Origin of the sequence: Epilithonimonas arachidiradicis (assembly GCF_003610695.1) — a bacterium.
Taxonomy (GTDB): Bacteria; Bacteroidota; Bacteroidia; order Flavobacteriales; family Weeksellaceae; genus Epilithonimonas; species Epilithonimonas arachidiradicis.
On record NZ_RAQH01000009.1, the window covers coordinates 61162 to 85210 of the forward strand.

The following is a 24049-nucleotide window of genomic DNA, read 5'->3' on the forward strand; positions in this document are numbered from 1 at the left end:
GAACTACACTTTAGGCTTGAAGCAGATTTAACTTTGTATCAACAAAACGAAACAATTTAATAACACTTAAAAATTAAAAAAATGGAAACTTCAACTCAAACATTGGTCAATAAAATTTTAAACGCTCACGGAATTAAAAGTGCTGCGGAATTTCAGACAGTAAAAATCCATACCCAAATCGGTGGCGCGGTGTGGGGAATGAAAGGACACGAAAATGCATTAAGCGATGTACAGTTTGTCGGTTCTTTAAAAGAGCAGAAAAGCATATGGGAAAATATTTTTAAAGAAAACTACACCTCATCTTTTGAACCCGGAAAAGTTCAGTTATTTGACGAAAACGGACAACTTATAGAATCTTTGGAAAATCCGAGGGAATCTTTTAAAGGTCATACGGTGGAAACGCCTTGGACGAAAGCTCAGTTTATTTATTTCTCCAGCTATGCAACCTGGAATTACGCAACGGCTCCTTTTAATTTTCTGGTTCCGGGAGTGGAAATCAATCATCTTGGATTTTGGAATGAAAACGGTGAAATATTGGATAGACTGGAAGTGATTTATCCCGATGGTTTCGCTACGCACAGCAAAAGACAGATCTTTTATTTTAATGAAGACGGGCTTTTAAAACGCCACGATTACTGGCCTGAAGTGTTGGGCGGTTCTTCTGCAACACAGATTATTGAGGACTACAAAGAATTTCAGGGAATAAAAACCGGAACTAAAAGAAATATTTATGTTCTGAATGATGAAGATAACTCTTACAACAAAGATTTTGTACTGGTTTCCATCGATATTCTGGATGTAAAATTTGAAAAATAAATTATAAAAAATAACATTAAAAATCATAAAATGAAAACAATTTCAGTACCTGAAAAAGAACAGCTAAGTTTTGGTGCACAGAGCATTTTAGAATCTGTAGAGAAAAAAATGGGGAAAATTCCTAATCTGTATGCAACCATCGGTTATTCTTCATCCGCTTTAAAATCAATGTTGGAAACCGAATCGTCTCTGGCTCACGATTCATCATTTACCGCAAAAGAAAGAGAAGCTATCAATCTAATCGTTTCACAAGTTAACGAATGTGATTACTGTTTGGCGGCGCACACAACATTAGCGACAATGAGAGGCTTTACAGAAGAAGAAACGCTGGAAATCAGAAAAGGAAGTTTTTCAGAGGGAAAATTAGACGCTGCGATCAAGTTGGCTCAGTCTATTGCCAACAATAAAGGCAACGCAGGAAACGGAGCTTTAGAAAATTTCTTCAACGCAGGCTTTGATGAAAAAGCTTTGATTGAACTGACGGCTTTGGTGGCGTTGAGAAGCTTTACCAACTATGTATTTGCCAACACTCGGATTCCTATTGATTTTCCTTTGGCACAGGCTATTTAAGAAGTGTTTTAATAATAAGTATTTAGTTTTAAGTGGAAGTCTTCCGGATGTATTTTCGGGAGGCTTTTTTAAGCAACAGTGTTCTTGCTAAAGTTCATTTTGATCGTATTACAAAATCATAAAGTTAGAAAACTGACCTTTTGAACAAAGAAAAATTGACCTTTTAAACAAAATAATCACTGCGATTAATTCTCAACTTTGCTTAATAAATTTTAATAATGGAAAATACACAGGCAAACAAAACCGTTTTGGTAACAGGAGGAACCGGATTTTTAGGAATTCATATCATTTTACAGTTATTACATCAAGATTTTAATGTGAAAACTACGCTTCGATCATTGTCTAAAAAGGATGTAATTATTAAAGCATTACAACAAGGCGGAATCGAAGATTTTTCTAATCTTTCTTTCTACGAAGCAAATCTTACCGAAGATAAAAATTGGGATGAAGCGGTTAAAAACTGTGATTATGTACTTCACGTAGCATCGCCCTTTCCTGCTAAAGATCCGAAAGATGAAAACGAACTTATTATACCGGCAAGAGACGGCGCACTTCGTCTACTGAAAGTGTCTCGTGATGCAGGAGTGAAAAGAGTGGTACTCACATCATCTTTTGCAGCTGTTGGTTACAGTATCAATAATGAAAACCATATTTTTACAGAAGAAGACTGGACAGATTCGAATGTAGAACTTCCTGCTTACATCAAGTCCAAAACGATTGCTGAACAATCGGCTTGGGAATTTATCGAAAAACAAGGACATGGTTTGGAGCTATCGGTGATCAATCCTGTTGGAATTTTTGGCCCTGTCATTGGAGGCATTACTTCTGCTTCACTCGATGTTGCCGTTTCCGGAATTCTTAAAGGAAATTTAGAGTACACGCCAACTTTTACAATGGGTGTTGTAGATGTGAGAGATGTTGCTGATATTCATATAAAAGCAATGCTTCATCCTCAGGCTAATGGAGAACGTTTTATTGCCACTTCGGAAGGTGTGATGAGCTTTTATGACGTTGCTGAGTTATTCAAAAAAGAGAGACCTCAATATACATCGGCAATCAAAATCCTTGAACCCATTGGAAGAGAATTTTACAAGGAGATATCTAATAATAAAGCGAGAACTATTCTCCATTGGAATCCAAGAAGCCGTGAAGAAGCACTTTTGGCAAGCGCAGATAGTTTGAATGAAAATTTTTAATTTTGTTTAGTATGAGACTCGTTCCCTAAAGCTGTTTTGGGGTTTATCTAAGTATTGCTTTGTCTTTTCTAAAAAGTAGGTGAATCACTTTTGACTGATTTAAGTTTTTTTTAGATAAAATCAATGTAAAGGAAAGGAACAAAATCAGCGCTAAGTCGTTTCAATAAAATAAATAAGATGAAATTTAATAATATACAATCTTGTCATTTGGGTCCGGAAATTTCTCCAGAGCAATTTATTCCAGAGCATTTCTTTTTGTTTTTACTGAGAGGTTCTATGGTTGCCTACGACGGTTATAAATATTACTCGATGAAACAAGGCGATTATTGTATTGCCAGAAAAAATCATCTCGTACGATATACAAAACATAAAGAAGACGGGCAGTTTGAAAAGGTCATTATTGCTTTTGATGAGGCTTTTTTAAAGAAATTTTTGGAACGACATCCTTATCAGGTCGAAGCTACCGACAATGATGATTCTTTTTTGTTTGTAAAAGAAGATAAGTTTATTAAAAGTTACATCGATTCATTAGAACCATATTATAATGGAAAAGAACAAATTGAAGCGACTTTTGTAGACGTTAAGCGTGAAGAATTGTTGATGATTTTGCTGAAAAATCATTCAAGCTTAAAAGATATTTTCTTCAATTTTAATAGTCCACATAAAGCTGATTTGGAATTGTTTATGAATAGTAATTATAAATTCAATATTAGTCTTGAGCGCTTTGCATATCTTTCAGGACGAAGCTTATCTACCTTTAAAAGAGAATTCAAGACTATTTTTGCTACTTCGCCTGGGAAATGGCTCACTCATCGCAGACTTCAAGAAGCTCGCTATCTTTTGGAGCACGAGCATAAAAAACCCAATGAGATTTATTTCGAACTTGGTTTTGAAGACCTTTCGCATTTTTCGTTTGCTTTTAAAAAACAATTTGGAGACAGCCCGAAGAATATTGTAGATAAGAAAACGATTGTACATTAATTAAAATCAATAGTTCTTATCTCAATATTTTATAAAAAGCTTTCAGAATATTTTTCTGAAAGCTTTTTTGATGATTAATTAAAGATGAACAGTCTAATTTTAAAGCCAAACTGCTATTTTATAATTAATCAGAAAATATTTTTAACGTATTTCTGTGCTATTTTTCAGCTAAAATGGGCTACCCATTCCGTTGGGTTTGATGATAACTTTGCTTCATTAAATAACACTAAAAAATTAAAACAATGAGTAAAATAGTTTTTATCACCGGAGCATCAAAAGGATTCGGGAAATTATGGGCGGAAGCACTTTTGGAAAGAGGAGACAAAGTAGCGGCAACAGCAAGAAACGTTTCTGCATTACAGGATTTGAAAGATAAATACGGAGACAATATTCTTTCTTTAAAGCTGGATGTCAACAATCGTTCAGAAGTTTTTGAAGTAACAGAACAGGTAGAAAAACATTTCGGAAGAATTGATGTTTTGATTAATAATGCAGGTTTTGGTTTATTCGGAACGACGGAAGAAACGACGGAACAACAGGCGAGAGAACAGATGGAAACCAACTTTTTCGGTTCGCTTTGGGTAGCACAGGCCGTTTTACCCGTGATGAGAAAGCAAAAAAGCGGACATATTATTCAGATTTCCAGCTTTTTGGGATTAACGACTTTACCGCTTCTAGGATTGTACAACGCTTCAAAATTTGCAGTGGAAGGCTTAATTGAAACCATCGGTTCTGAAACCGCTCATTTGGGAATCAAAACGACTTTAATTGAACCTAACGGATTTGCAACAGATTGGGCGGGAGCTTCTGCAGTTCAGACTTCTTCGGATATTGCAGATTATAATCCGGTGCGTGAAGCATTTGCGGAAAGTGGAGAAAATCCGGATACCTGGGGAAAACCGGAAGCGACAGTAGAACCTGTTTTAAATCTTATCGACAACCAAAACCCTCCGCAAAGATTATTGTTTGGTAAAATTGCTTATCACGTTGTGAATGAAGTTTACACGAAAAGATTAAATGATATTCAAAACTGGAAAGAAGTGAGTATTGCGGCTCACGGTCATTAATTAAAAGTTCTTTTTGTCATTCTGAAAGGAGCGAAGCGGATTGAAGAATCTCTATTATTCAATTAAAAGTATCTTTCAAATTATGTGGAGATTCTTCCTTCGTCAGAATGACAACTCTTTAAAATTTATACTAAAAATAAAATTGTTTTTTTGTGCTAATGTTCCGCTGATTTGTGAAATTATTTCTAACCAAATATTCTCAACTTTGAATGAGTAAATAACAAACAAAATCTTAATATTTATGAAAACGACAGCCTTAAACGCAGAAACAAAATTTGCAGAAATCAACAACAACAAAATTGCTTACAGACAATTCGGAAGCGGAGCACCATTGTTCTTTGTGAACAGATTCAGAGGAATTATGGATACTTGGGATCCTTTATTTCTGGATTTACTGGCAGAAAAAAATACAATCATTCTTTTTGATTATCCGGGCATCGGAAGTTCAGAAGGAGAGTTGCCTTTGGATATTGTAGAAGTGGCAAATACAGTTCCGGCTTTGGCAGACCATTTGGGAATCGATAAGTTTAATGTGTTGGGTTGGTCGTATGGCGGATTGGTGGCGCAGGCTGTGACTTTTCAGAATCAGGAAAGAGTATTAAAAACTGTTTTAATCGGAACCAATCCTCCGGGAGAAAATGCAATTCCAATTGAGCAGGTGTTTTTTGACCACGCTTTAAAACCGATTAATGATCTGGAAGATGAATATTATCTGTTCTTTGAGCCGGCTTCCGAAAAAAGCAGACAGGCAGCCCAGGAATCTCACGACAGAATTGGGCAGAGATTAGAGCGTTCGTTAATTCCTTCTACGATGGAGATTTTCCAGAGATATATTGCGGGTTCCGGAACAATGAAAGAAGATAAACTGAACTTCAGAGAAGGCTATAAAACCCTGAAATCTCCCGTTTTGGTTATTTCCGGGGACCACGACATCAGCTTTGCAACAGAAAACTGGTTTCCGCTGTTGAGAAATGCACCTACAATGCAGCATATTATTTTAAATGATGCGGGACACGGTCCTCAACATCAATATCCGGAGCTTACGGCAGGATACATCAACCTTTTTTTAGGATAGTATAATTTCTGTTTTAGTTTCGGTAAAATTAATTTAACTTAGATAAAATTAAACCGATGCAACATTACAAAACCCTTACCGAATTACATTTGGGTAATCATTGGGACGCTCCGGAACATCCGCTTTTCAGTATGATTGGCTGTCAGTCGGAGTGCAAATTGGGGAACAGAGAGTTTACCACAGATTGTTATGTGATTGCTTTCAAGAAAATAAAATTAGGGATTTTTATGTACGGCCGCACACCGTATGACCACGACAACGGCTGTCTGTTTTTTGCAAAACCAAGACAGATTATCGAGATGAAAAATCTTGAGTTTGAAGAAAAAGGCTATATGCTGTTGATTCACGAAGATTACCTGAACGGCCACGAGTTGTTCAAGGAAATTGAAAAATACAGCTTTTTTGATTATGAAGTAACGGAAGCTTTGCATCTTTCGCCAAAAGAAGAACAGATTATTTTGGAACTTCACTCGAAAATTCAGAGCGAATATTTTAATAATCCTGATGAATACAGCCGTGATATTATTTTAAGTCATATTTCATCGATTTTAAAATATGCACAGCGATATTACAAACGACAGTTTATCGACCGGGCACAGGTAACCGGAAAGACGGCTTCAAAATTCAATGATGCGTTGAGAAAATACATCAACGAAGGTTTATTGGAGAAAAAAGGACTTCCGAATGTCGCTTTTTTAGCCGACCAGCTTTTTGTGTCGCCAAGATATTTAAGTGATTTATTGAAGCAGGAAACGGGAAAAACCGCAATGGAACTCATTCATATTTTTATGATTTCCGAAGCAAAAAACCTGTTGAGGTTGGGAGAAAAAGGAGTCGCTGAAATCGCTTACGAATTAGGCTTTGAAAATGCTTCTTATTTCACAAGACTATTCAAAAAACAAACGGGAATGAAACCTTTGGAATTCAGGAAGTCGCAGATGAATTAAATTTTAAATAATCATATTTTAGAAAAGACTGTTTCAGAAAATGGAACGGTCTTTTTTTATTTCTGTACTGTAAATCTGTGCTATTCTTCCCCCGAAATGGACTATTTATTAAGCTGTAATGCTTCTACCTTTGACTATCAAAATCATTGAAAATTAAATAACATTAAAAAATACCAACATTATGAAAGCAATTGTATTAAAAGAAGCAGGAAGCGTAGAAAATTTAGAATATGTAGAATTGGAAAAACCAACCATTAAAGAAGGCGAAGTATTAATAAAAGTAAAAGTCATCAGCATCAATCCGGTAGATGTGAAAAGCCGCGCAGGAAAAGGTGTTTATGGAAGAATCAAAACAGAAAATCCATTGATTTTGGGTTGGGATATTTCCGGAATTGTAGAAGAAACTAAAAGTGCAGATTTTAAAGTGGGCGATGAGGTTTTCGGAATGGTCAACTTTCCCGGACACGGAAAAGCATATGCAGAATATATCGCAGCTCCGGCCAATCAACTGGCTTTAAAACCCAAAAATATCTCTTTTGAAGACGCTGCAGCTTCCACTTTGGTTGCGCTTACGGCTTATCAGGCTTTGGTTCACAATGCGAATATTCAGGAAGGGCAAAATGTTTTGGTTCACGCGGCTTCAGGTGGAGTGGGACATATTGCGGTGCAGATTGCCAAACATTTTGGAGCGAAAGTGACGGGAACTTCTTCCGCAAAAAACAAAGATTTTGTCCTGAGTTTAGGCGCAGATTCACATATCGATTATCACGGTTTCGACTGGAAATCAGCAGGCAGAACTTTCGATTTTGTATTGGATACGATTGGCGGAGACAATATCGACCATTCCCTTGAAGTGACGAAAGAAGGTGGTTCCATCATCAGTATTCCGACAGGTTTGAATGAGCAGGTGACATCAAAAGCAGAATCTAAAGGCGTAAAAGGGTATTTCATTCTCGTGCAATCCAGCGGTGAAGATATGAAACAGATTGCTTCTTTACTGGAAAGTGGTGCTATCAAAGCTCACGTCTCAAAAACTTTCCCTTTCGAGCAGATGAGAGAAGCACATCTCGAACAAGAAACAGGGAGAACGGTTGGTAAAATCGTGGTGACTTTGTAACATCAGAATTTTTATTGAGCAACTTATCCGCCTGTGATTTATTCTGAGCTTGTCGAAGGGCTCCGCTTTTTTTTCATTGCGAATCATTGAAGCAATCCGTTGAAAGATTCGCAATCGTAATAACAAAAGTTTATACTTAAATAGTAACTTATCTTCAATTTCTTTAGTTACTTTCATAAATAAAAAAAGTGAATCAATCGATTCACTTTTACTTTCTCTATATTTTTGATTACCCCTCAATAAACTCCAATAAATCTTTATTAATAGTTTCGTGCTCTGTAGTCGGCATTCCGTGAGGAAAACCAGGATAAGTAATTAACTTTCCGTTTTTCAACAGCTTTGCAGATTTTATTGCTGAGTTTTCGATAGGCACAATCTGATCATCTTCACCGTGCATCACCAAAACCGGAATATCAACAGCTTTCAAATCTTCCGTGAAATCTGTTTCAGAGAATGCTTTGATTCCATCATAATGAGCCACAATACCACCCATTAATCCTTGTCTCCACCAGTTTCTTTGGATTCCTTCTTTTACATTGGCGCCTTCTCTGTTGTACCCATAGAAAGGGAATGTAAGATCAAAATAAAACTGGTTTCTGTTGTTCAAAGTCTGATCCCTGATATTGTCGAAAACCTCAATAGGAACTCCGTCCGGATTACTTTCGCTTTTTACCATTACCGGCGGAACAGCGCTGATTAAAACCGCTTTTTTAGCTCTACCATTAGCATATTTGTTCACATAACGGATCACTTCACCGCCTCCTGTAGAGTGACCAATGTGCACTACATCTTTCAAATCTAAAAATTCAACCAATTCCGCCGCATCAGAAGCATATTGCTCAATCGTGTGGTTATAAATATTCTGACTTGATCTTCCGTGACCTCTTCTGTCGTGAGAAATCACTCTGTAACCTCTCTGTAAAAAGAAAATCACCTGTGCATCCCAATCGTCTGAAGATAAAGGCCATCCGTGGTGAAACATCAATACCGGTCCTTCTCCTTGGTCTTTGTAAAAAATCTCTGTTCCGTCTTTTAATTTTAGTGTGCTCATAATTTACTTTTTTTATTGTTGTGATTAATATTTTGTTGTCTTAATTCTTTAGCAAATGTAGGTCGGCTAAATTCAATTTATCTTAACCTAAGTTAAAATCGTTCATTTGATATAAAATTATTTAGGCAGTACAAACTGCTTAAAAGTCTTTTTGTGGTTAATTAACCGCATTCTCCCGTATCACCTGAAACAAATCCATCGCACTGCCGTTGAATTTATTACCGTTAACGAAGAATGAAGGTGTTCCGTTCACACCACTCATAATTCCGCTCTCAAAATCAGAATCTACTTTATCTTCAAGTTCGGCTTTCTGAATATCTGTTTTGAACTGAGAAACATTTAATCCTATTTTTTCAGCAAGCTCAAATAAGAAAATTTCATTCAGAGATCCCTGATTTTCATAGATCGCATCGTGCATTTCCCAAAATTTCCCCTGAAGATTGGCAGCTTCAGCTGCAATGGCGGCAGGTCTTGCGTATTGATGCATTTCCGACAAAGGAAAATTCCTGAAAACAAATTTTACCTGACTTCCGAATTCTTTCATTAATTCTTTCAAAACAGGATAAGCGGCTCCGCAATACGGACATTGATAATCGCCGTATTCTACAATCACAAGGTCGGCGTTGTCGTTACCTTGGGCGTGGTCAGTTATGCTGACTGATGGTTTTAGTGACATAATTATTTTGTGTTAAGATTTTCTAAAGCTTCTAATATTCCGTCTGCGCCGGGATTGATGGCGGTAGGAGACAGGTAGCTCCATTCGATGATGCCATCTTTGTTAATGACGAATAATGCGCGTTTGCATTCTCCTTCCTCATCATCGTAAACGCCGTATTTTTTTGCTGTTTCTCCTTTTGCTTCAAAGTCGGCCAACAATGGAAAATGTAGGTTTCTGGATTGTGAAAAAGCAAGATGACACCATTTGCTGTCCACAGAGATTCCAAAGAGTTCTGCGTCATATTTATGGAAGAACTTCAAAGTTTCGTTGTACAAAGCCATCTGGTCGCTGCAAACCGGACTCCAATCTGCGGGATAAAAAGCGAGGATGACATTTCTTCCTTTAAATTCTGATAAAGTGACTTTCTGGTCTGGTGTTGCAAACAATGTAAAATCGGGAGCAGTAGTACCTTTTTGTAACATAATATTTAGTTTTTTGTGTTATGGAACTGAAATTAATTTACTACAAGTTAGCAATAAAACTGCAGGTAAAAGCAAAATCCAGTTTCCCAATATATTTTGTAAGAACGGAGAGACCACAGCACCTGACAAAAATCCCATCCATAAGAGCAGCAAATGAACTGCATTGGCTTTAGATTGATTTTTTTCATCTCTGTCATTGCTCATCATAAAGATTGCAGTATTTCTTGCAAGGCTGTTCAAAGTGCCTGTTACAAAATCGGTATTTACTTTTTGATGTCCAACGGTTGTTACGATTGTATTCATCATTCCCATCGCAAAACCAAGAATAGCAACTGACGGAATATTACCCATTTGGAAACGGTAGTTGATGAATGTATAAAAAATCAAAATTCCCGAAACAATGTAAAAAGCAATCGTTTTAATGCTGCATTTCTTCCATAATGATAAACAGGTTCCTGCAAAGATTCCAATTAAGAAACTTCCAATTACTGTGACTGATATAATGATGACTCCATATTTTCCACTGAAAAAAGCTGCTCCCAATTGTGTGGTATTTCCACTCATAAAGGAAACATAGGTTTTCCATTTGATCAATCCCGTTGCGTCGATATATCCAGCGATGAAGGCTAAAAAGATGGCCAATTTCTCCTGTACTTTAATTTCGTCGGATGACAGAAGAGATTTTTCCGAAATCAAAACCGTTATTTTTCAGGTTGAATAAATACTTTTTTCGAAGGGAATTTTTCAATTTCGCCTTCCTTCAAACCAAAATTCGTGATGACAACATCTTTCGGATTTCCAGCCAGCCATTCGCTCAGATCAATGGATTCATAAGTTCCGCTATTAAATCCAATTAAAACTTTACAAACCGTATCGCCTGTATTTTTGATGTAATGTCCGGCTCCCATCGGAACATAACCGACATCACCTGCATTGAACTGTTCGGTAACAATCGTTCCTTCCGCTAAGAAAACCGACATTTCTGCCTGTCCGGAAATAAAATACTGCCATTCATCCGCATTCGGATGCCAATGCATTTCTCTTAAAGCACCGGGTTGAAGTTCCAGAATAGAACCAGCCATTGTTTTGCTGATAGGAAATTCTTTACTCGTTACCAATCTCTGCAAACCACCTCCGGGAATGATTCTCGGCTGCTGGGAATGCAATGGATAACGGTGAAGATTGGTTAATTCAATATCAGATTCTTCAGGTCTTGCTGTGGCATTGAAAGATAATTCATCCGGAACAATTCCTGCTGCGAAATAGACTTCTTTTTGTGGTAACGCTGCCACTTCTTCAAGGGTTAAACCTAAGTTCTGAGCGGCAATTTCCGGCGGTACACTGGATACAAAATCTGTAACGCTGAATGTGTGGTCTTCAGAAAAATTACCGTTATCAAAGATCAGAATAAAATGACACTCTTCCGTTCCTGTCGCCTGGATCGAGTGGCCGTACCCTTTTGGGAAATACCATACATCTCCCGGTTCAAAATTATCGGTATAGCTTTTTCCGTCCGGATGAATAATAGTGGTACGAACGGTTCCCGAAATCACATACGCCCATTCTGCGGCATTGGCGTGCCAGTGCAATTCTCTCATACTTCCTGGCTGCAGTCTCATAGAAACTCCGGCAATACCTATTGATGCAGGAAAATCTTTTACAGAAGCACCTCTTGTAGTTCCTCCGTCATTAGTACGTGGGTTTTGTTTTTCTAACTCGTATTTGAAGCTTAAAGTTGAAGTATTCATCATATTATTTTTTAGTGATTATCTCTTGTTCTTAATTTCTATGGTAAAGCTACTTCCAAATCTGGCTTTTTTCAGTTTCTATTCGGTGAATAGGCAAAATCAGTCGTTGAGTTTTATGATATAAAAGACAATGATTTTTTTTTCAGCTCCGTAGGAGCATTCTGTTAATAGAATGACATATTAATTTTGAAGAGTTCCGTAGGAACAACCTGATAATTATTTATTCACAGTTGTTTTTTAAATAAAAAAATCACTGGAAAATTCCAATGATTTTAATAAAATATATGTATTTCTGATTTTAAAAAGGCTGATTGTATTTGCCTGTCAAAGCCTTATTCTCAATACTTTTTGCAAAATTAGGTGTTTCTTCGTGGTTGTGAGCGTCGGAAGCCGCTTGTCTTGAAGCGGCTGCACTTGCAAGATCGATGCCGTGTTCTTTCAGATATTCAAACATTTCCGGAGTTGCTGTTGCGTGAATTTCGTTGGTGTACAAAGTCGTGTTGTCATCAATTTTTGTGGCTTTCAGCTCCCATAAAACCTGGACTTTCGTTCTTCCGTTTTTGGTAATGGAATCGGAGATTGATAACATTCTGCAGTAATCCGGGCGATACACTGTGGCTACATAATGCTGAACCATTAAAGCATCTCCGATTGTTTCAACATTTAGCGAAACTGGTTCGCCGTCGAAAGTGGTAGAAATAGCTGCTCCAATGTGCTGGGTTGAGCATCTCTGATATTCGGCATCGGGTAAGTTTAATAACCAATCTGCGATGTTAACTTTTTCGAATGGTGCATTGATAATAGCGGTTACACTTGAGTGAGACAATGCGTTTTCTGGTGTTTGTAGAATTTCCATAATGTTTTGGTTTTAATTGTTTGTATTAATTGATGATGTAAAGCTACAGGCAACTTAATGGAAAATCAATGGATGTTCGATGAACGGGCGAAAAGTATCGTTGAATCAGTACGATGAAATTTTGTAACCAATTTGGCTACTAAATAAAAAAAATCACTGCATTTCACAGTGGTTTTTAATTAATGATGTAATCAATATTAAGTTTGTTTGAAGTTTTATTTAACCACAAAAGGAACAAAAGATGAGTTAAAACGTTTATTTAAAGTAATAATATAAATGAAAAAGGTCACAATAGCTTTTAAAAATCTTTGATTTTTACTCTTTGAGAACTTTGAATATTCTGATTATTGCTTTATGATGGTCTTTTGTGACTTTTGTGGTTAATTCTGAAATTGGTTTAAACATATTATTTAAAAAGCCATTTTCTAATCAGTTTTGTATAATTCGGCATTACTACGAAAACCATTAGAAAAACAATACATCCTGAAATCAGAAGTCCGTCTGAATAATGATTTGCAGGGATTTTTAACAGCCTTAAAAAGGGGAGAAGTACCAATGGAACCAACAAAGATAATGGATAAATGGCTGACCAGGTTACCAGGAACTGTTTCCATCGCACGGGAACTTTTGTTTCATTTTCAGTTTCAAAAAGAAAATCGAGCCCCGATCTTATTTTGTAATTATCATTTTTTCGGAAAAGTGGATTGGCTTTTTCAATCAGTTTTTTTCTGTCGTCAGATTCCATCCATTTTTTGAGATTTTCAATAGTGTCAAACCGAATAATTACCGTGTAAATAAACGTAAGATGGGGAATCGGGCGCACAATCTGATGGTCAATAAAACCTTCTGAATGCTTTGTGAGCGGAACAATATGCTCCAGCCATTTTTCGTATTCTGCCTCTTTGCCGTCTAAAACGTGATGGGTAATTACGACCGATGCGCCTTGAGTTTCCATACTCTTAATTTTAAATGAATGATATTTAAAAAGCTCTTTTATACTGCCACGGAATCTCAACTTTCAATTCCAATTCTTTCGCGGAATGTAAGGCAAAATAAGGGTCACGCAAATGTTCTCTGGCGATGAAAATCAAATCTGCCTCATCATTCACGATAATATCATTTGCCTGAACAGCTTCGGTAATCATCCCGACCGCACCTGTTGCAATCCCGGTCTGTTGTCTGATAGTTGATGAAAACGGAACCTGATAATTAGGAAAAACACGGTCTTTGCTGACGTTGGCAAATCCACCGCCTGAAGCCGTGATAAGATCGACACCGTTTTCTCTAAGAATTTTTGCGAGAATAATGCTGTCATCCAAAGTCCAAGCATCTGATGTTTGCAGATAATCGACCGCCGAGATTCTCACCAAAAGAGGCATTCCGTCAGGAATTGATCTCCGTACTTCGCCAACAGTTTCTACCAGAAAACGGATTCTGTTTTGCAGACTTCCGCCATATTCGTCATTTCTTTTATTAATGACTGCGGAATAGAACTGGTGGAAAAGATAACCGTGACCGGCGTGCAGTTCTATGGTGTCAAAACCTGCCTCCACAGCTCTGTGTGAAGCTTCTACAAATTTTACTTTCAACTCCTGAATTTCATCAACCGTCAATTCCTCAGGAATTACACCGTTCATTTCTGTAGGCGAAGAGGATTTTACAGTCCAGCCACCTTCTTCTTTAGTAAGTGGCTTCATTTTTTCGTTGGGATGTTTCAGGCTTCCTTTTCCACCGGAATGCCAGAGTTGCATTCCTATTTTTGCATCCTGCTCGTGTACAAAATCGACAATGTTTTTCCACGCATCTTTCTGCTCGTCATTCCAGATTCCGACGTCGCTCAGAGTAGCTAAACCTTCTGGAGATACAGCGGTGCATTCGGTCATTATCAAACCTGCTCCGCCAACGGCTCTTCCACCGAGATGGACAAGATGCCAATTTCCCGGGATGCCGTTTTTTGCACTGTATTGTTGCATTGGTGATACCACGATTCTGTTTTTCAGGGTCAGCTGGCGCAGGGTTAAAGGTGAGAATAAGTTCATTATATTTTATATTTATAGTGATTGTAAAAATAATTTGCTTTCATCAAGTGATTTCAGCAAAATATCTCGTGTTTCTTCCAAAGTCTGTTTCGATATTGGATTTTCTTCGTTGGTTAATTCCAAAATGTTGAGTTTTTCCTCTAATAATGGTAGTAATCCCATTATGGCAATACTTGATTTCAAATCGTGTGCTCTTAATTTCAGCAATTTAAAATCGTTATTTTCATATCCTAATTTCAGTTCCTGCAAATGAACCGGGATTTTATCCAAAAACTGTTGCGTCACTGTTCTTTCAAAATCCTTATCTCCATTGCTGATGGATTTCATATAAGTAAGGTCGATGAACTCATAGCCAGAAGTAGTTTCTGTGTTTTGTGTTTCAATTTTTTTCGCTCCTTTCAATCCGAAATTTGAAATTAGCTTAAATAGTTCTTCCTCATTGACAGGCTTGGAAATATATTCGTTCATTCCACGGCTCATACATCTTTCGCGTTCTCCCGCCAATGCGTGCGCTGTCATTGCGATAATCGGAACATCGAGATTTAATTCTTCACGGATTTTTTGTGTTGCAGCGTAACCGTCCATCTGTGGCATCTGGATGTCCATTAAAACCAGATCACAATCATTATTTTTGAGATATTCTATTGCTTCCAAACCATTGTTTGCAGTGTCGAAATCAATGTTCCATTGCGACAGAAGATGCTTCATCAGACTTTGATTGATCGCGTTGTCATCTACGATCAAAACTTTCAAAGGTATATTGGATCTGTCTTTGAAATACTGTATATCTACTGCAGGAGTTACGTTAATCTGTTCTTTCGCAATGGCATAAGGAATGAAGAAATGGAAAGTCGTGCCTTTTCCCTGTTCGCTTATCACTTCAATATCTCCGTTCTGCAATTGGATTAAACTTTTCACAATGGATAATCCAAGTCCGGTTCCGCCATAATTTCTAGTTGTTGAATCTTCACCCTGGTTGAATCTTTCAAAGACTTCGCTAAGTTTTTCTTTATCGATTCCAATTCCGGTATCTGAAACTTTAAAGCCGACAATGACTTCATTTTCTGTCTGTTGTTTATTGTAAATTTCAACAGTAATGCTACCTTGATGGGTAAATTTAATGGCATTTCCGATGAGATTGACCAAAATCTGAGTGAGTCTCGTTGCATCACCATTCAAAGTGTCGGGAATGGATGAATCTATTTTGCTGGAAATCGTCAATCCTTTTTCTTTGGCGCGCTCCACAAAAAACGTTTCGACAGAATTCACCAATCCGTTGATACTGAATATTCCTTTGGTAATGCGCATCATTCCGGCTTCGATTTTGGATAAATCCAGAATATCATTGATAATGGCCATCAGGTTTTCTCCTGAGCGTTGAATGGATGATACAAATTCTTTTGAAGTTTCATCCAATGGTCTTTTCTGTAAAAGGTTGGTAAAGCCCAAAATTCCGCTCAGAGGTGTTCTGATTTCGTGACTCATATTGGCAAGAAAATTTTCTTTGGTTTCCGCGGCAACAGTTGCTTTTTTCTTAGCTACGTCCAATTCCTGAATTAATAATCGTTGACGTTTGAACTGGCGGAGAATATGATAGCCAACGATAGATCCGCTTAAAATTAAAAGAATCAGCAAGGAAATATCATACAATCTGGCTTTCTGTCCCATTTCCTCATTTTTTTTGCTGAGGTCTACCATATGAAGTTTGCGGCTTTCATAGATTTTTGCGGTGATAGAAGTGATTTCGTTTGATATTTTTCTGGCTCTTGGATTGGCAATGGAAGTCTGATCGTCCATATTTCCGAGGGTATTATAACGAAGCAATAATTTGTCCTTCGTTGTTTTCTTGTCCATCGCGAGAACACTCAACCGGTGAATTAATCTTTCTTCTTCCGCATCGGCATTGTCTTTGGAAAGGGAATCCAAAAAGTTTTCTATCTGGCTGATCTTTTGGTCGATTCCTTCAAGGTGAGTGGTGTCATTGGTGGCAATGGAAGCTCTGATTCGGCTTTCAACACCCAGAATATCACGGTCGATTTCACGCAAATGATTGCTTGAACGTAATTCGTTGAGAAGCTTATTGTTGTTACGGATAAGCTCCTTTGTATTTTGGGCTGAATTGATCTGAACGGCTATCAATAGGAGAGAACCCGCAATAAATGTGAGGATGATAAAATAGCTGAAGCGCTTGTTGTTCATTACTGAGGATATCTTTTTCATAAGTCTATTATATTGACTTTAAAATTATTGTTGACCACCCCGTCAAAAATTCTTCGAATTTTCGCCACCCCTCCAAAAGAGGGGAATTTTTGCATTGCAATTGGAACGGCGAATTGTTGCAGCCCGACTTGAGCGGAGCTCTTTTTGTCATTGCGATTGCGAATAGTTCAACAGATTGCTTCACTTCGTTCGCAATGACAAAAAAGCGGGAGCGGAAGGCGGATTAAGCGGCCCAAATCTTAAAAAACATTCATTCTCGTATTGAGTGCTTTTCGGTAAGCGTCCGCAACGGGAATGAATTTTCCATTAATCATAATTCCGCCGTCCTGAAGCGTATCAATTTTACCGACAGAAACGATGTAAGACCGATGAACTCTGATAAAATGATCTTTCGGTAGACGTTCTTCCGCCGTTTTCATCTTGCCGTGGATAGCAAACATTTTTTCTCTTGTATAGAACTTAACGTAGTCGCCCATTGCTTCTGCATACAAAATATCATCCAGTTTCAGGCGTCTTGTAATATTGGAATCCCGTACGAAAAGAAACTCGTCTTTTGTGATTTCTACATTTTCCTTTCGGCTTTCAAGAATAGCCTGTGCTTTGCTAACTGCCTGTAAAAATCTTGCCGGCATCACAGGTTTTAACAGATAATCTGCGATATTCAATTCGAAAGCTTCGAGTGCATATTCTTTATTAGATGTAGTGAAAATGATGATCGTTTCTTTTCCTGAGAGATTTTTAGTAAGTTCTATCCCTGTCATTTCAGGCATTTCGATGTCTAAGAAAATGAGATCAACAGGATGGGTCTGCAGATAATTGTAAGCTTCAATCGCGTTGGAAAATTCATTGACAATTGTAAGATTCGGAATTTGTTTTGCCAAATGTGATAATGTTGTTCTTGCAATGTCGTTGTCATCGACGATTAAAGCTTTCATAGGGATAGTTATTTATGATTTTACACAAATATAATTATTCCTTTTTTCTTTTCCCAATTATCTGAAATATGAACGGATCATCCAAGCCATTTCTTCGTGGGTTTCCATCAATCCTGTGATGAAATCGCTGGTTCCGTAATCTTTGAATTCTTCGGCAAAAGGGGTGATGTTTCCTCGTAGAAATTCAATGATGCTTTCGTGGTCGCTTAACAGGTCTTTCATATAGCCTAAACCGTCGTTGGTTCTGTCGCTGTATTCTGTAAGATGGGTTAATTCAAGGTAGATTTTCATTGTTGCAGGTGCAAAATGTCCGATTTTTCGCATACGTTCTGCAACACTGTCAATCAGTTCATCCAATTGTTTGTATTGCTCTTCGAAAAAAATGTGATTGGCGTGGAAATTATCTCCGGTGACATTCCAGTGTGCGTTTCTTGTTTTGACATAAAGTACAGTTTCATCAGCTAAAAGTTTTGCCAATTGATCTGCCACAGCTTGTGTGTTTTTTTCTGTAATTCCGATTTTTGTTTTCATAATAGTGAGATTTAAGTTGTTCTTTTTTGATGATGTAAAGTTCGGATGGAATGTTGTGGAATTGAGAGATTTTTCGGTGAATGGGCAAAATGAGTCGTTGAATTGGGTTACAATTTATAAAACCAATATATGCTTGAATGTTCCGAAAAGCTATCATTTAACTCGATTTTTTTGAACGGCTATCATCATATGGGGACTGAATGACAGGAGATATTTATCATTTTCTGTAATTTTGATGAGCTCAGCCAAGGTTTTACTTTTCTTTTCATCCAGCATGCTATTGAAATAATCTTTATCCAACCAAGCAATACCTTCAACCGCATAAAGATTAAGATATTGAAGATCGGGATGAAGAAATTCATCCTCCAGCTGTTTTGGGTTGTGATAATACGCCTCCGCTAAGATCCATGGAAAATCCGCAGGCTGATGATGCACACCGGTGGTTAGCTCTTCCCTGCACATTTCGAAAAACGTTTTCTTATGAATCAAACCGTTTAAAAGGCCTGCTAATGTTGATGCAGTATAATTAATAGCAAATCCGAGAATAATCCCTCCATTTTTAAGTATACGCCTGGCTTCGGAAATAGCCAATGATCTGTCTTCCTTGCGCTGTAGATGATAGAGCGGCCCATGCAATATCACCAGGTCTGCATAATCGTTTTGAAAAGGCAGATCTCTTGCTTCTCCCTGAACAATATGAAATTTCTTTTTTAACTTTTTGTTTCGGTTCTGAGCTATTTTGATATGTTTTGTTATAGGTTCTACCAAATGGACTTCATGTCCTTTTTGGGCCAGCCATTCGGAATATTTACCGGTACCACCGCCGATGTCTATTATTTTTAAAGGGATATTTTGAATATATTTTTCGATCAGGCTTTTTATTCTTTCAAATTCGAATATGCCCATACCTTTGTCGAGTCTTGTTTCTTCCGAAGCTTTATTGTAAAATACTTCTATGTCTCTGCTGATGAGATGCTTACTATTCATAATGTTATTGTATTGAGTGCACAATAGATGCTTTAATGCTGGTCAATATAGCCTGCATCAGATTTATGATCTTTGTGAACGTGAAAAAAATATTGGAACTTAAGGACAAAATTACCTTGCATTAAAATCGAAAGATTTAATGCTTTTAACCCTTAAAGGATCACCTTACGAAAGGGCTAGGTAATATTTAGAATAGTATAACAGACTGCAAATATACGAATACAATTAAGATTACATTTTAATTTTTTTTAATCAGCATTTGGTTTGATGATCTTAAAATAGCAGACTTAAGGGTGTAAATTCCGCTGGGATTGATAAAATATTAGATGTTTTCATAAAGAATATTTGCATATTTTTGTGAAATCAATGACTTCAAAATTAGCAGATTACAGGCGCAAGAAAGGACTAAGCCAGCAGCAGCTCGCAGATGTTTCCGGCGTGAGTGCAAGAACGATACAACGCATCGAAACCGGAAAGGTTGAAGCGCATCCCGCAACGTTAAAGATGCTTGCAGAAGCACTTGAAGTGGAAACTGAAGAACTGACGGTAATTAAGCAATTATCAAAATCTCCTGAAAGCAACAATGATTATAAAGTAAAACCCGTTTTTCACGTGTTAGCTTTAATCGGGCTTTTTTTTCCTATTTTCAATATCATTCTTCCCACTCTTCTTTGGTTTTTAAAAAAAGATGAATCCATAGTTTACGACCTTGAAGGGAAGTTGGCCATTAATTTTCAGATCACAATGTCGCTTCTCTTTGTGCCATCTGTTTTGTTGTTGATCTTTGTATTTCCAGTGGGATTTCCGTTGGTAATGATCATCTATTTCTATACTCTTGTCATGTGTGTCATCAATATTTTCAGAAGCATCAACAAGAAGGATAGCTTCTATCCTTTAAGCTATCGATTTCTAAGATAATTCGCTTTAAAGTCTTTTCCAGAGCTAAGTGGCGTCAACTTGTCGTGAAGAAGTCGTGGTAAGTTATCTTGATTTGCCACTAAATTTGTCACAAATATTTTCCACATGAAAAAACTCTTCACGCTTTCATTCCTGATATGGATGTTACTTTTAAGTGCTCAAAAAAATATAAAAATTAGACAGCTTGATGGTAAAACAATCGATTCTCAAATCCTTCAACAGCGATTGTCACGTTTAGTCGATAGCGCAAAGATTGCTGGTCTGCAGATTGCCATTATTAACCATAACAAGCTAATTTATTCATCAAGCTTTGGTTATAAGGATATTGAAAATAAAAAGAAGCTGAATGACAGTACAGTAATGTATGCAGCTTCATTAACTAAGCCTGTCAGTGCTTATATCTTTATGCGTTTGGTGGATAAAGGAATATTCAGTCTTGATCAGCCTGTTTACAAGTACCTGAAAAAGCCCATAGAGGAATATGCGAAATGGAAAGATCTGGCAGACGATCCTCAGTCTTTCAATCTGATCACACCCAGGATGCTATTGAGCCACAGCTCTGGGCTTCCGGTCCTTCGACAATTATATGGTAACAAAGTCAGCCTTATCGCCAAGCCGGGTGAAAAATTCTATTACTCCAATGAAGGCATTAATCTTTTGGGATTTCTGATAGAGGAATATACAGGAAAGAAGCTTGAAGATATTGCAAGAGAAGAAGTTTTTGGACCACTGCAGATGAGACATACAAGTATGATTTGGGAGAATAAATTTGAGAATAATTTCTCCAATGCCTATTTCAAAGATGGGAAGAAGTATGGTTCGGAAAGAAGGGAAAGTAGCAGAGCGGCAGGTTCTATGTCTACTACAGCGAATGATTATGCAAATTTTATCATCAGCCTGATGAAAAAGAAAGGCTTATCCGATAAAGCTTATTCTGAGCTACTGAAGCCTCAGATTATGGTAAAGAGTAAAAGGGGGTTTGGTCCCTTGAAAGATACCATTACTAATGAAAATAATGAAATTAATCTTGCCTGGGGATTAGGAGTAGGGCTTTTCGATTCGCCTTTTGGTAAAGCCTTTTTTCATACAGGTCATGGGGAAGCCAATCAGAATTATGCTGTGGCATTCCCTGAAATTGGAACAGCCGTCGTTATCCTTAGCAGCAGTGAGAATTTTGAAAAGAACAATGCACAGATCTTGAAACTTTGTATAGGAGATACTTATTCACCATTGAAATGGTTGGGACATCTGGATAGGGATTCGGAATAGAACTAATATCATAAAATTGCTATTAACCTTTAATAAGATATCGAACTAATAACCAATGCTTACGCTTATATACAAAAAAAGAGACAACTATCAAATAGTTGTCTCTCTTAGTACCCAGGACCGGGATCGAACCGGTACTCCTAAGAACTGGTGTTTGAGACCAGCGCGTCTACCAATTCCGCCACCTGGGCTTGTGTTACCTTGTTTCAAATTGGTGTGCAAATATAGGTCAAAAATTATTTATTCAGAAATTTTTTTTGAAGTTTTTTCAAAATTAAAATTCGATTTCCAATCCGTCAAAAGCAAGATGTACATTATCAGGAAGTTCAGTTTCGACTTCTTCGTGAAAACCAAGATGGTGACTAATGTGGATGAGGTAGGTTTGTTTTGGTTTTAGCTCTTCTACCAATTCAAGAACTTCCGGTAATATGAAATGTGAATGATGAGGTTCTGTTTTTCTCAGGCAATTAATTATAAAATAATCAAGGTTTTTTAGTTTCTTTTTTTCCTCAACATCAATTTTACTTGCATCAGTAATATAAGCCAGATTTTTGAATTTAAATCCCAGAATATTAATCTCGGAATGGATTACATCAATCGGCCGGATTTGTACTTCATCAAAAAGCGTAAAAGCATCCTCGATTTCGAATAAGTCAAAACTTGGTGCTCCGGGATATTTGTGCTCAATAAAAGCATAAGGGAAACGGTTTTTAATTTCTGCTGCAACCCGTGAATTGCAATAGATAGGCATTGATGATTTATTTTTAAAAATCAATGGCCGCAGATCATCCAGACCAATAATATGGTCATTATGTTCGTGTGTTATCAAAACCGCATCGATTTGCTCCTCGTTATTCATCAACATTTGTTGGCGAAAATCTGGCCCGCAATCAATTAATATTTTCTTTCCAGAGTCGGATGTAACTAAAGCGGAAGTACGTAAACGTTTATCTTTTTGGTCTTTGGAAAGGCAAACCGGATGATGGCTGCCAATAACAGGAATGCCTTGAGAAGTGCCGGTGCCTAAAAATTTTAAAAGCATTTTTGTTTTTGCTGTTATTTTGGTAAATTTACAAAATAAATCTAATTCTTCGTGATAAAGCCAAAACTTACCCCTAAGCAGAAAGCATTAGCCATTAATTTAGATTCATCCATCTACGGAACTTTTGCGGAGATAGGAGCGGGTCAAGAAACGGTAAGACACTTTTTCCGTGCTGGCGGAGCTTCTCAAACGATTGCAAAAGCAATGTCTGCTTACGATAAGGACTTTTCTGACGCTATCTATGGTAAAGAAATCAAAAACCGATATGTAACGCAAAATCGCTTAAGAAAAATGTTGCGTTATGAGATGGCACTGATTGAAGAAAGAATCCCAAGGGAAAAAAATCCGGGTAAAAAGTTCTTTTCCTACGCCAATACGGTTACGACAATTAATTTTGATAAGACCTCAAAAGGTCACGGTTGGGTAGGCATCAGATACCAAAACAACGAGAGCGAAGATTTTAATGAGATCGTTATTCACGTCAAATTCAAAGAAACCAATGCAACACTCCAGCAGGAGACTCTGGGCAGTCTTGGAGTTAATTTGATCTACGGTGCCTATTTCTATGCGGATAATCCCAGAATTCTTATCGAATCTTTATATGATGATTTGGCAACGGATAGGCTGGAAATCGATATGATAGATTTCAGCGGGCCAGCATTCCAATATGTGGATAATCGTTTGATGAGTCTCCAGCTGGTAAAACTGGGAATGACTGATGCTGTGATTTTCAATTCCGAAGGTAATAATATGTTGCCCGCAGATATTCTTTATAAGAAAAATATTTTTGCAGTACGAGGAAGCTTCCGACCGGTAACAAGAGTTAATATCGATATGTTTGAACACGGATTGGAGATGTTCAACCAAGATAATGCTTGTGATCACGAAAATACGCAGATTCTTTTCGAAATTACGATTTCTAACCTGAGAGCTGCCGGCGATATTGATGAAAGAGATTTCCTGGATAGAGTCGATATCTTGGGAACTCTTGGCTACACCGTAATGATTTCCAATTTCTCCGAATATTACCGTATGGTAGATTATTTCTCCACCTTTACCAATCAGCATATTGGTGTTGCAATGGGCGTTAATAATTTGCTTGATGTTTTTGATGAGGAATATTATAAAAATCTTCCCGGAGGCATTTTGGAAGCTTTTGGTAAGTTCTTCAAAAAAGATATGCGTGTTTACCTGTATCCTTACAAAGATCCGGAAAATGGAGAATTGCTGACATCAGAAAACCTGAAAGTTCACGACAATCTGAAAGAATTATACAAATATTTCAAACTCAATAAGAGAATTGTAGATATTGCCAATTATAATCCAAAATTTTTGGAAATCTATTCCAGAGAAATTCTGAAAAAAATTATCTCTCACGACTTGGGCTGGGAAGAAGAATTACCAAAAGGTGTTGCAGATATTATCAAAGATCGCGGAATGTTTGGCTATAAACAGCTGAGCTTCGAGGGATTAAACTAAACTTTATATGATAAGTGAGCATTAAACAAATATGCTGACGTTTTATACTAAAATATAATCATTAC

At 37.3% G+C, this 24049-nt stretch carries 24 protein-coding genes and 1 tRNA gene; 11 read left to right on the top strand and 14 right to left on the bottom strand.

The genetic code is table 11. The features are described from left to right. The first annotated feature begins 81 nt into the window (after positions 1-81). The 8 genes from BXY58_RS13760 to BXY58_RS13795 all read left to right on the top strand — a co-directional run bounded on the left by BXY58_RS13760 (position 82) and on the right by BXY58_RS13795 (position 7769). Positions 82-816, top strand: coding sequence for a hypothetical protein (locus tag BXY58_RS13760; RefSeq protein WP_120214443.1), 735 nt, complete (start codon positions 82-84; stop codon positions 814-816). 30 nt (positions 817-846) lie between these two features. Then, positions 847-1386: a carboxymuconolactone decarboxylase family protein gene (locus BXY58_RS13765; protein ID WP_120214444.1), complete on the top strand. Its 540-nt coding sequence runs from the start codon at positions 847-849 to the stop codon at positions 1384-1386. 218 nt (positions 1387-1604) lie between these two features. Beyond that, positions 1605-2582 carry an SDR family oxidoreductase gene (locus BXY58_RS13770; RefSeq protein WP_120214445.1) on the top strand — a complete coding sequence of 326 codons (978 nt, stop codon included), beginning with the start codon at positions 1605-1607 and terminating at the stop codon, positions 2580-2582. A 177-nt stretch (positions 2583-2759) separates the two neighbouring features. Continuing rightward, a complete protein-coding gene (locus tag BXY58_RS13775; RefSeq protein WP_120214446.1) occupies positions 2760-3563 on the top strand; it encodes a helix-turn-helix domain-containing protein in 804 nt (267 codons plus the stop codon). Positions 3564-3805: 242 nt separating this feature from the next. Next, positions 3806-4630 (top strand): SDR family NAD(P)-dependent oxidoreductase, encoded by an 825-nt coding sequence (locus BXY58_RS13780; protein WP_120214447.1) that lies wholly within the window; start codon positions 3806-3808, stop codon positions 4628-4630. Between the two features lie 241 nt (positions 4631-4871). Beyond that, positions 4872-5705 (top strand): alpha/beta fold hydrolase, encoded by an 834-nt coding sequence (locus BXY58_RS13785; protein WP_120214448.1) that lies wholly within the window; start codon positions 4872-4874, stop codon positions 5703-5705. 56 nt (positions 5706-5761) lie between these two features. Beyond that, positions 5762-6652, top strand: a complete 891-nt coding sequence (locus BXY58_RS13790) for a helix-turn-helix domain-containing protein (protein ID WP_120214449.1) — start codon at positions 5762-5764, stop codon at positions 6650-6652. Between the two features lie 181 nt (positions 6653-6833). Then, positions 6834-7769 (top strand): NADP-dependent oxidoreductase, encoded by a 936-nt coding sequence (locus BXY58_RS13795; RefSeq protein WP_120214450.1) that lies wholly within the window; start codon positions 6834-6836, stop codon positions 7767-7769. Between the two features lie 229 nt (positions 7770-7998). On the opposite strand, the gene BXY58_RS13800 is transcribed toward BXY58_RS13795, so the two are convergent. From BXY58_RS13800 to BXY58_RS13855, 12 genes are all read right to left on the bottom strand, one after another. Beyond that, entirely contained in the window at positions 7999-8820 is an 822-nt protein-coding gene (locus tag BXY58_RS13800) for an alpha/beta fold hydrolase (protein WP_120214451.1), read from the bottom strand. Between the two features lie 157 nt (positions 8821-8977). Then, positions 8978-9496 carry a DsbA family protein gene (locus BXY58_RS13805; RefSeq protein WP_120214452.1) on the bottom strand — a complete coding sequence of 173 codons (519 nt, stop codon included), beginning with the start codon at positions 9494-9496 and terminating at the stop codon, positions 8978-8980. Between the two features lie 2 nt (positions 9497-9498). Further along, positions 9499-9960, bottom strand: a complete 462-nt coding sequence (locus tag BXY58_RS13810) for a redoxin domain-containing protein (RefSeq protein ID WP_120214453.1) — start codon at positions 9958-9960, stop codon at positions 9499-9501. Between the two features lie 18 nt (positions 9961-9978). Beyond that, the gene (locus BXY58_RS13815) at positions 9979-10656 is read right to left on the bottom strand and encodes a YoaK family protein (protein ID WP_170144243.1); all 678 of its coding nucleotides are present in this window, start codon (positions 10654-10656) and stop codon (positions 9979-9981) included. A 5-nt stretch (positions 10657-10661) separates the two neighbouring features. Continuing rightward, positions 10662-11711, bottom strand: coding sequence for a cupin domain-containing protein (locus BXY58_RS13820; protein WP_244926049.1), 1050 nt, complete (start codon positions 11709-11711; stop codon positions 10662-10664). Between the two features lie 295 nt (positions 11712-12006). Next, positions 12007-12564: a hypothetical protein gene (locus BXY58_RS13825; protein WP_120214455.1), complete on the bottom strand. Its 558-nt coding sequence runs from the start codon at positions 12562-12564 to the stop codon at positions 12007-12009. A gap of 406 nt (positions 12565-12970) precedes the next feature. After that, positions 12971-13519, bottom strand: coding sequence for an antibiotic biosynthesis monooxygenase (locus tag BXY58_RS13830; RefSeq protein WP_170144244.1), 549 nt, complete (start codon positions 13517-13519; stop codon positions 12971-12973). A gap of 25 nt (positions 13520-13544) precedes the next feature. Then, on the bottom strand, positions 13545-14603 hold the full coding sequence (locus BXY58_RS13835; RefSeq protein ID WP_120214457.1) for an NADH:flavin oxidoreductase/NADH oxidase: 1059 nt from the start codon (positions 14601-14603) through the stop codon (positions 13545-13547). Positions 14604-14615: 12 nt separating this feature from the next. Next, entirely contained in the window at positions 14616-16823 is a 2208-nt protein-coding gene (locus tag BXY58_RS13840; RefSeq protein WP_120214458.1) for a hybrid sensor histidine kinase/response regulator, read from the bottom strand. Between the two features lie 239 nt (positions 16824-17062). After that, entirely contained in the window at positions 17063-17758 is a 696-nt protein-coding gene (locus BXY58_RS13845) for a LytR/AlgR family response regulator transcription factor (protein ID WP_120214459.1), read from the bottom strand. 57 nt (positions 17759-17815) lie between these two features. After that, the gene (locus tag BXY58_RS13850) at positions 17816-18289 is read right to left on the bottom strand and encodes a Dps family protein (RefSeq protein WP_120214460.1); all 474 of its coding nucleotides are present in this window, start codon (positions 18287-18289) and stop codon (positions 17816-17818) included. A gap of 153 nt (positions 18290-18442) precedes the next feature. Continuing rightward, the gene (locus BXY58_RS13855) at positions 18443-19276 is read right to left on the bottom strand and encodes a class I SAM-dependent methyltransferase (protein WP_120214461.1); all 834 of its coding nucleotides are present in this window, start codon (positions 19274-19276) and stop codon (positions 18443-18445) included. A 366-nt stretch (positions 19277-19642) separates the two neighbouring features. On the opposite strand from BXY58_RS13855, the gene BXY58_RS13860 reads away from it, so the two are divergent. Together BXY58_RS13860 and BXY58_RS13865 are read left to right on the top strand one after the other, a co-directional pair. Continuing rightward, complete coding sequence (locus BXY58_RS13860) at positions 19643-20194, top strand: helix-turn-helix domain-containing protein (protein ID WP_120214462.1); 552 nt, start codon at positions 19643-19645, stop codon at positions 20192-20194. A 105-nt stretch (positions 20195-20299) separates the two neighbouring features. Continuing rightward, positions 20300-21463, top strand: a complete 1164-nt coding sequence (locus BXY58_RS13865; protein ID WP_120214463.1) for a serine hydrolase domain-containing protein — start codon at positions 20300-20302, stop codon at positions 21461-21463. A gap of 111 nt (positions 21464-21574) precedes the next feature. Here BXY58_RS13865 and BXY58_RS13870 read toward each other — a convergent pair. Beyond that, positions 21575-21654, bottom strand: a tRNA-Leu gene (locus tag BXY58_RS13870). 83 nt (positions 21655-21737) lie between these two features. Continuing rightward, complete coding sequence (locus BXY58_RS13875) at positions 21738-22505, bottom strand: MBL fold metallo-hydrolase (RefSeq protein WP_120214464.1); 768 nt, start codon at positions 22503-22505, stop codon at positions 21738-21740. A 54-nt stretch (positions 22506-22559) separates the two neighbouring features. Between BXY58_RS13875 and BXY58_RS13880 the strand changes: the two genes are divergently transcribed. After that, entirely contained in the window at positions 22560-23984 is a 1425-nt protein-coding gene (locus tag BXY58_RS13880) for a TonB-dependent receptor (RefSeq protein WP_120214578.1), read from the top strand. Positions 23985-24049 lie beyond the last annotated feature (65 nt).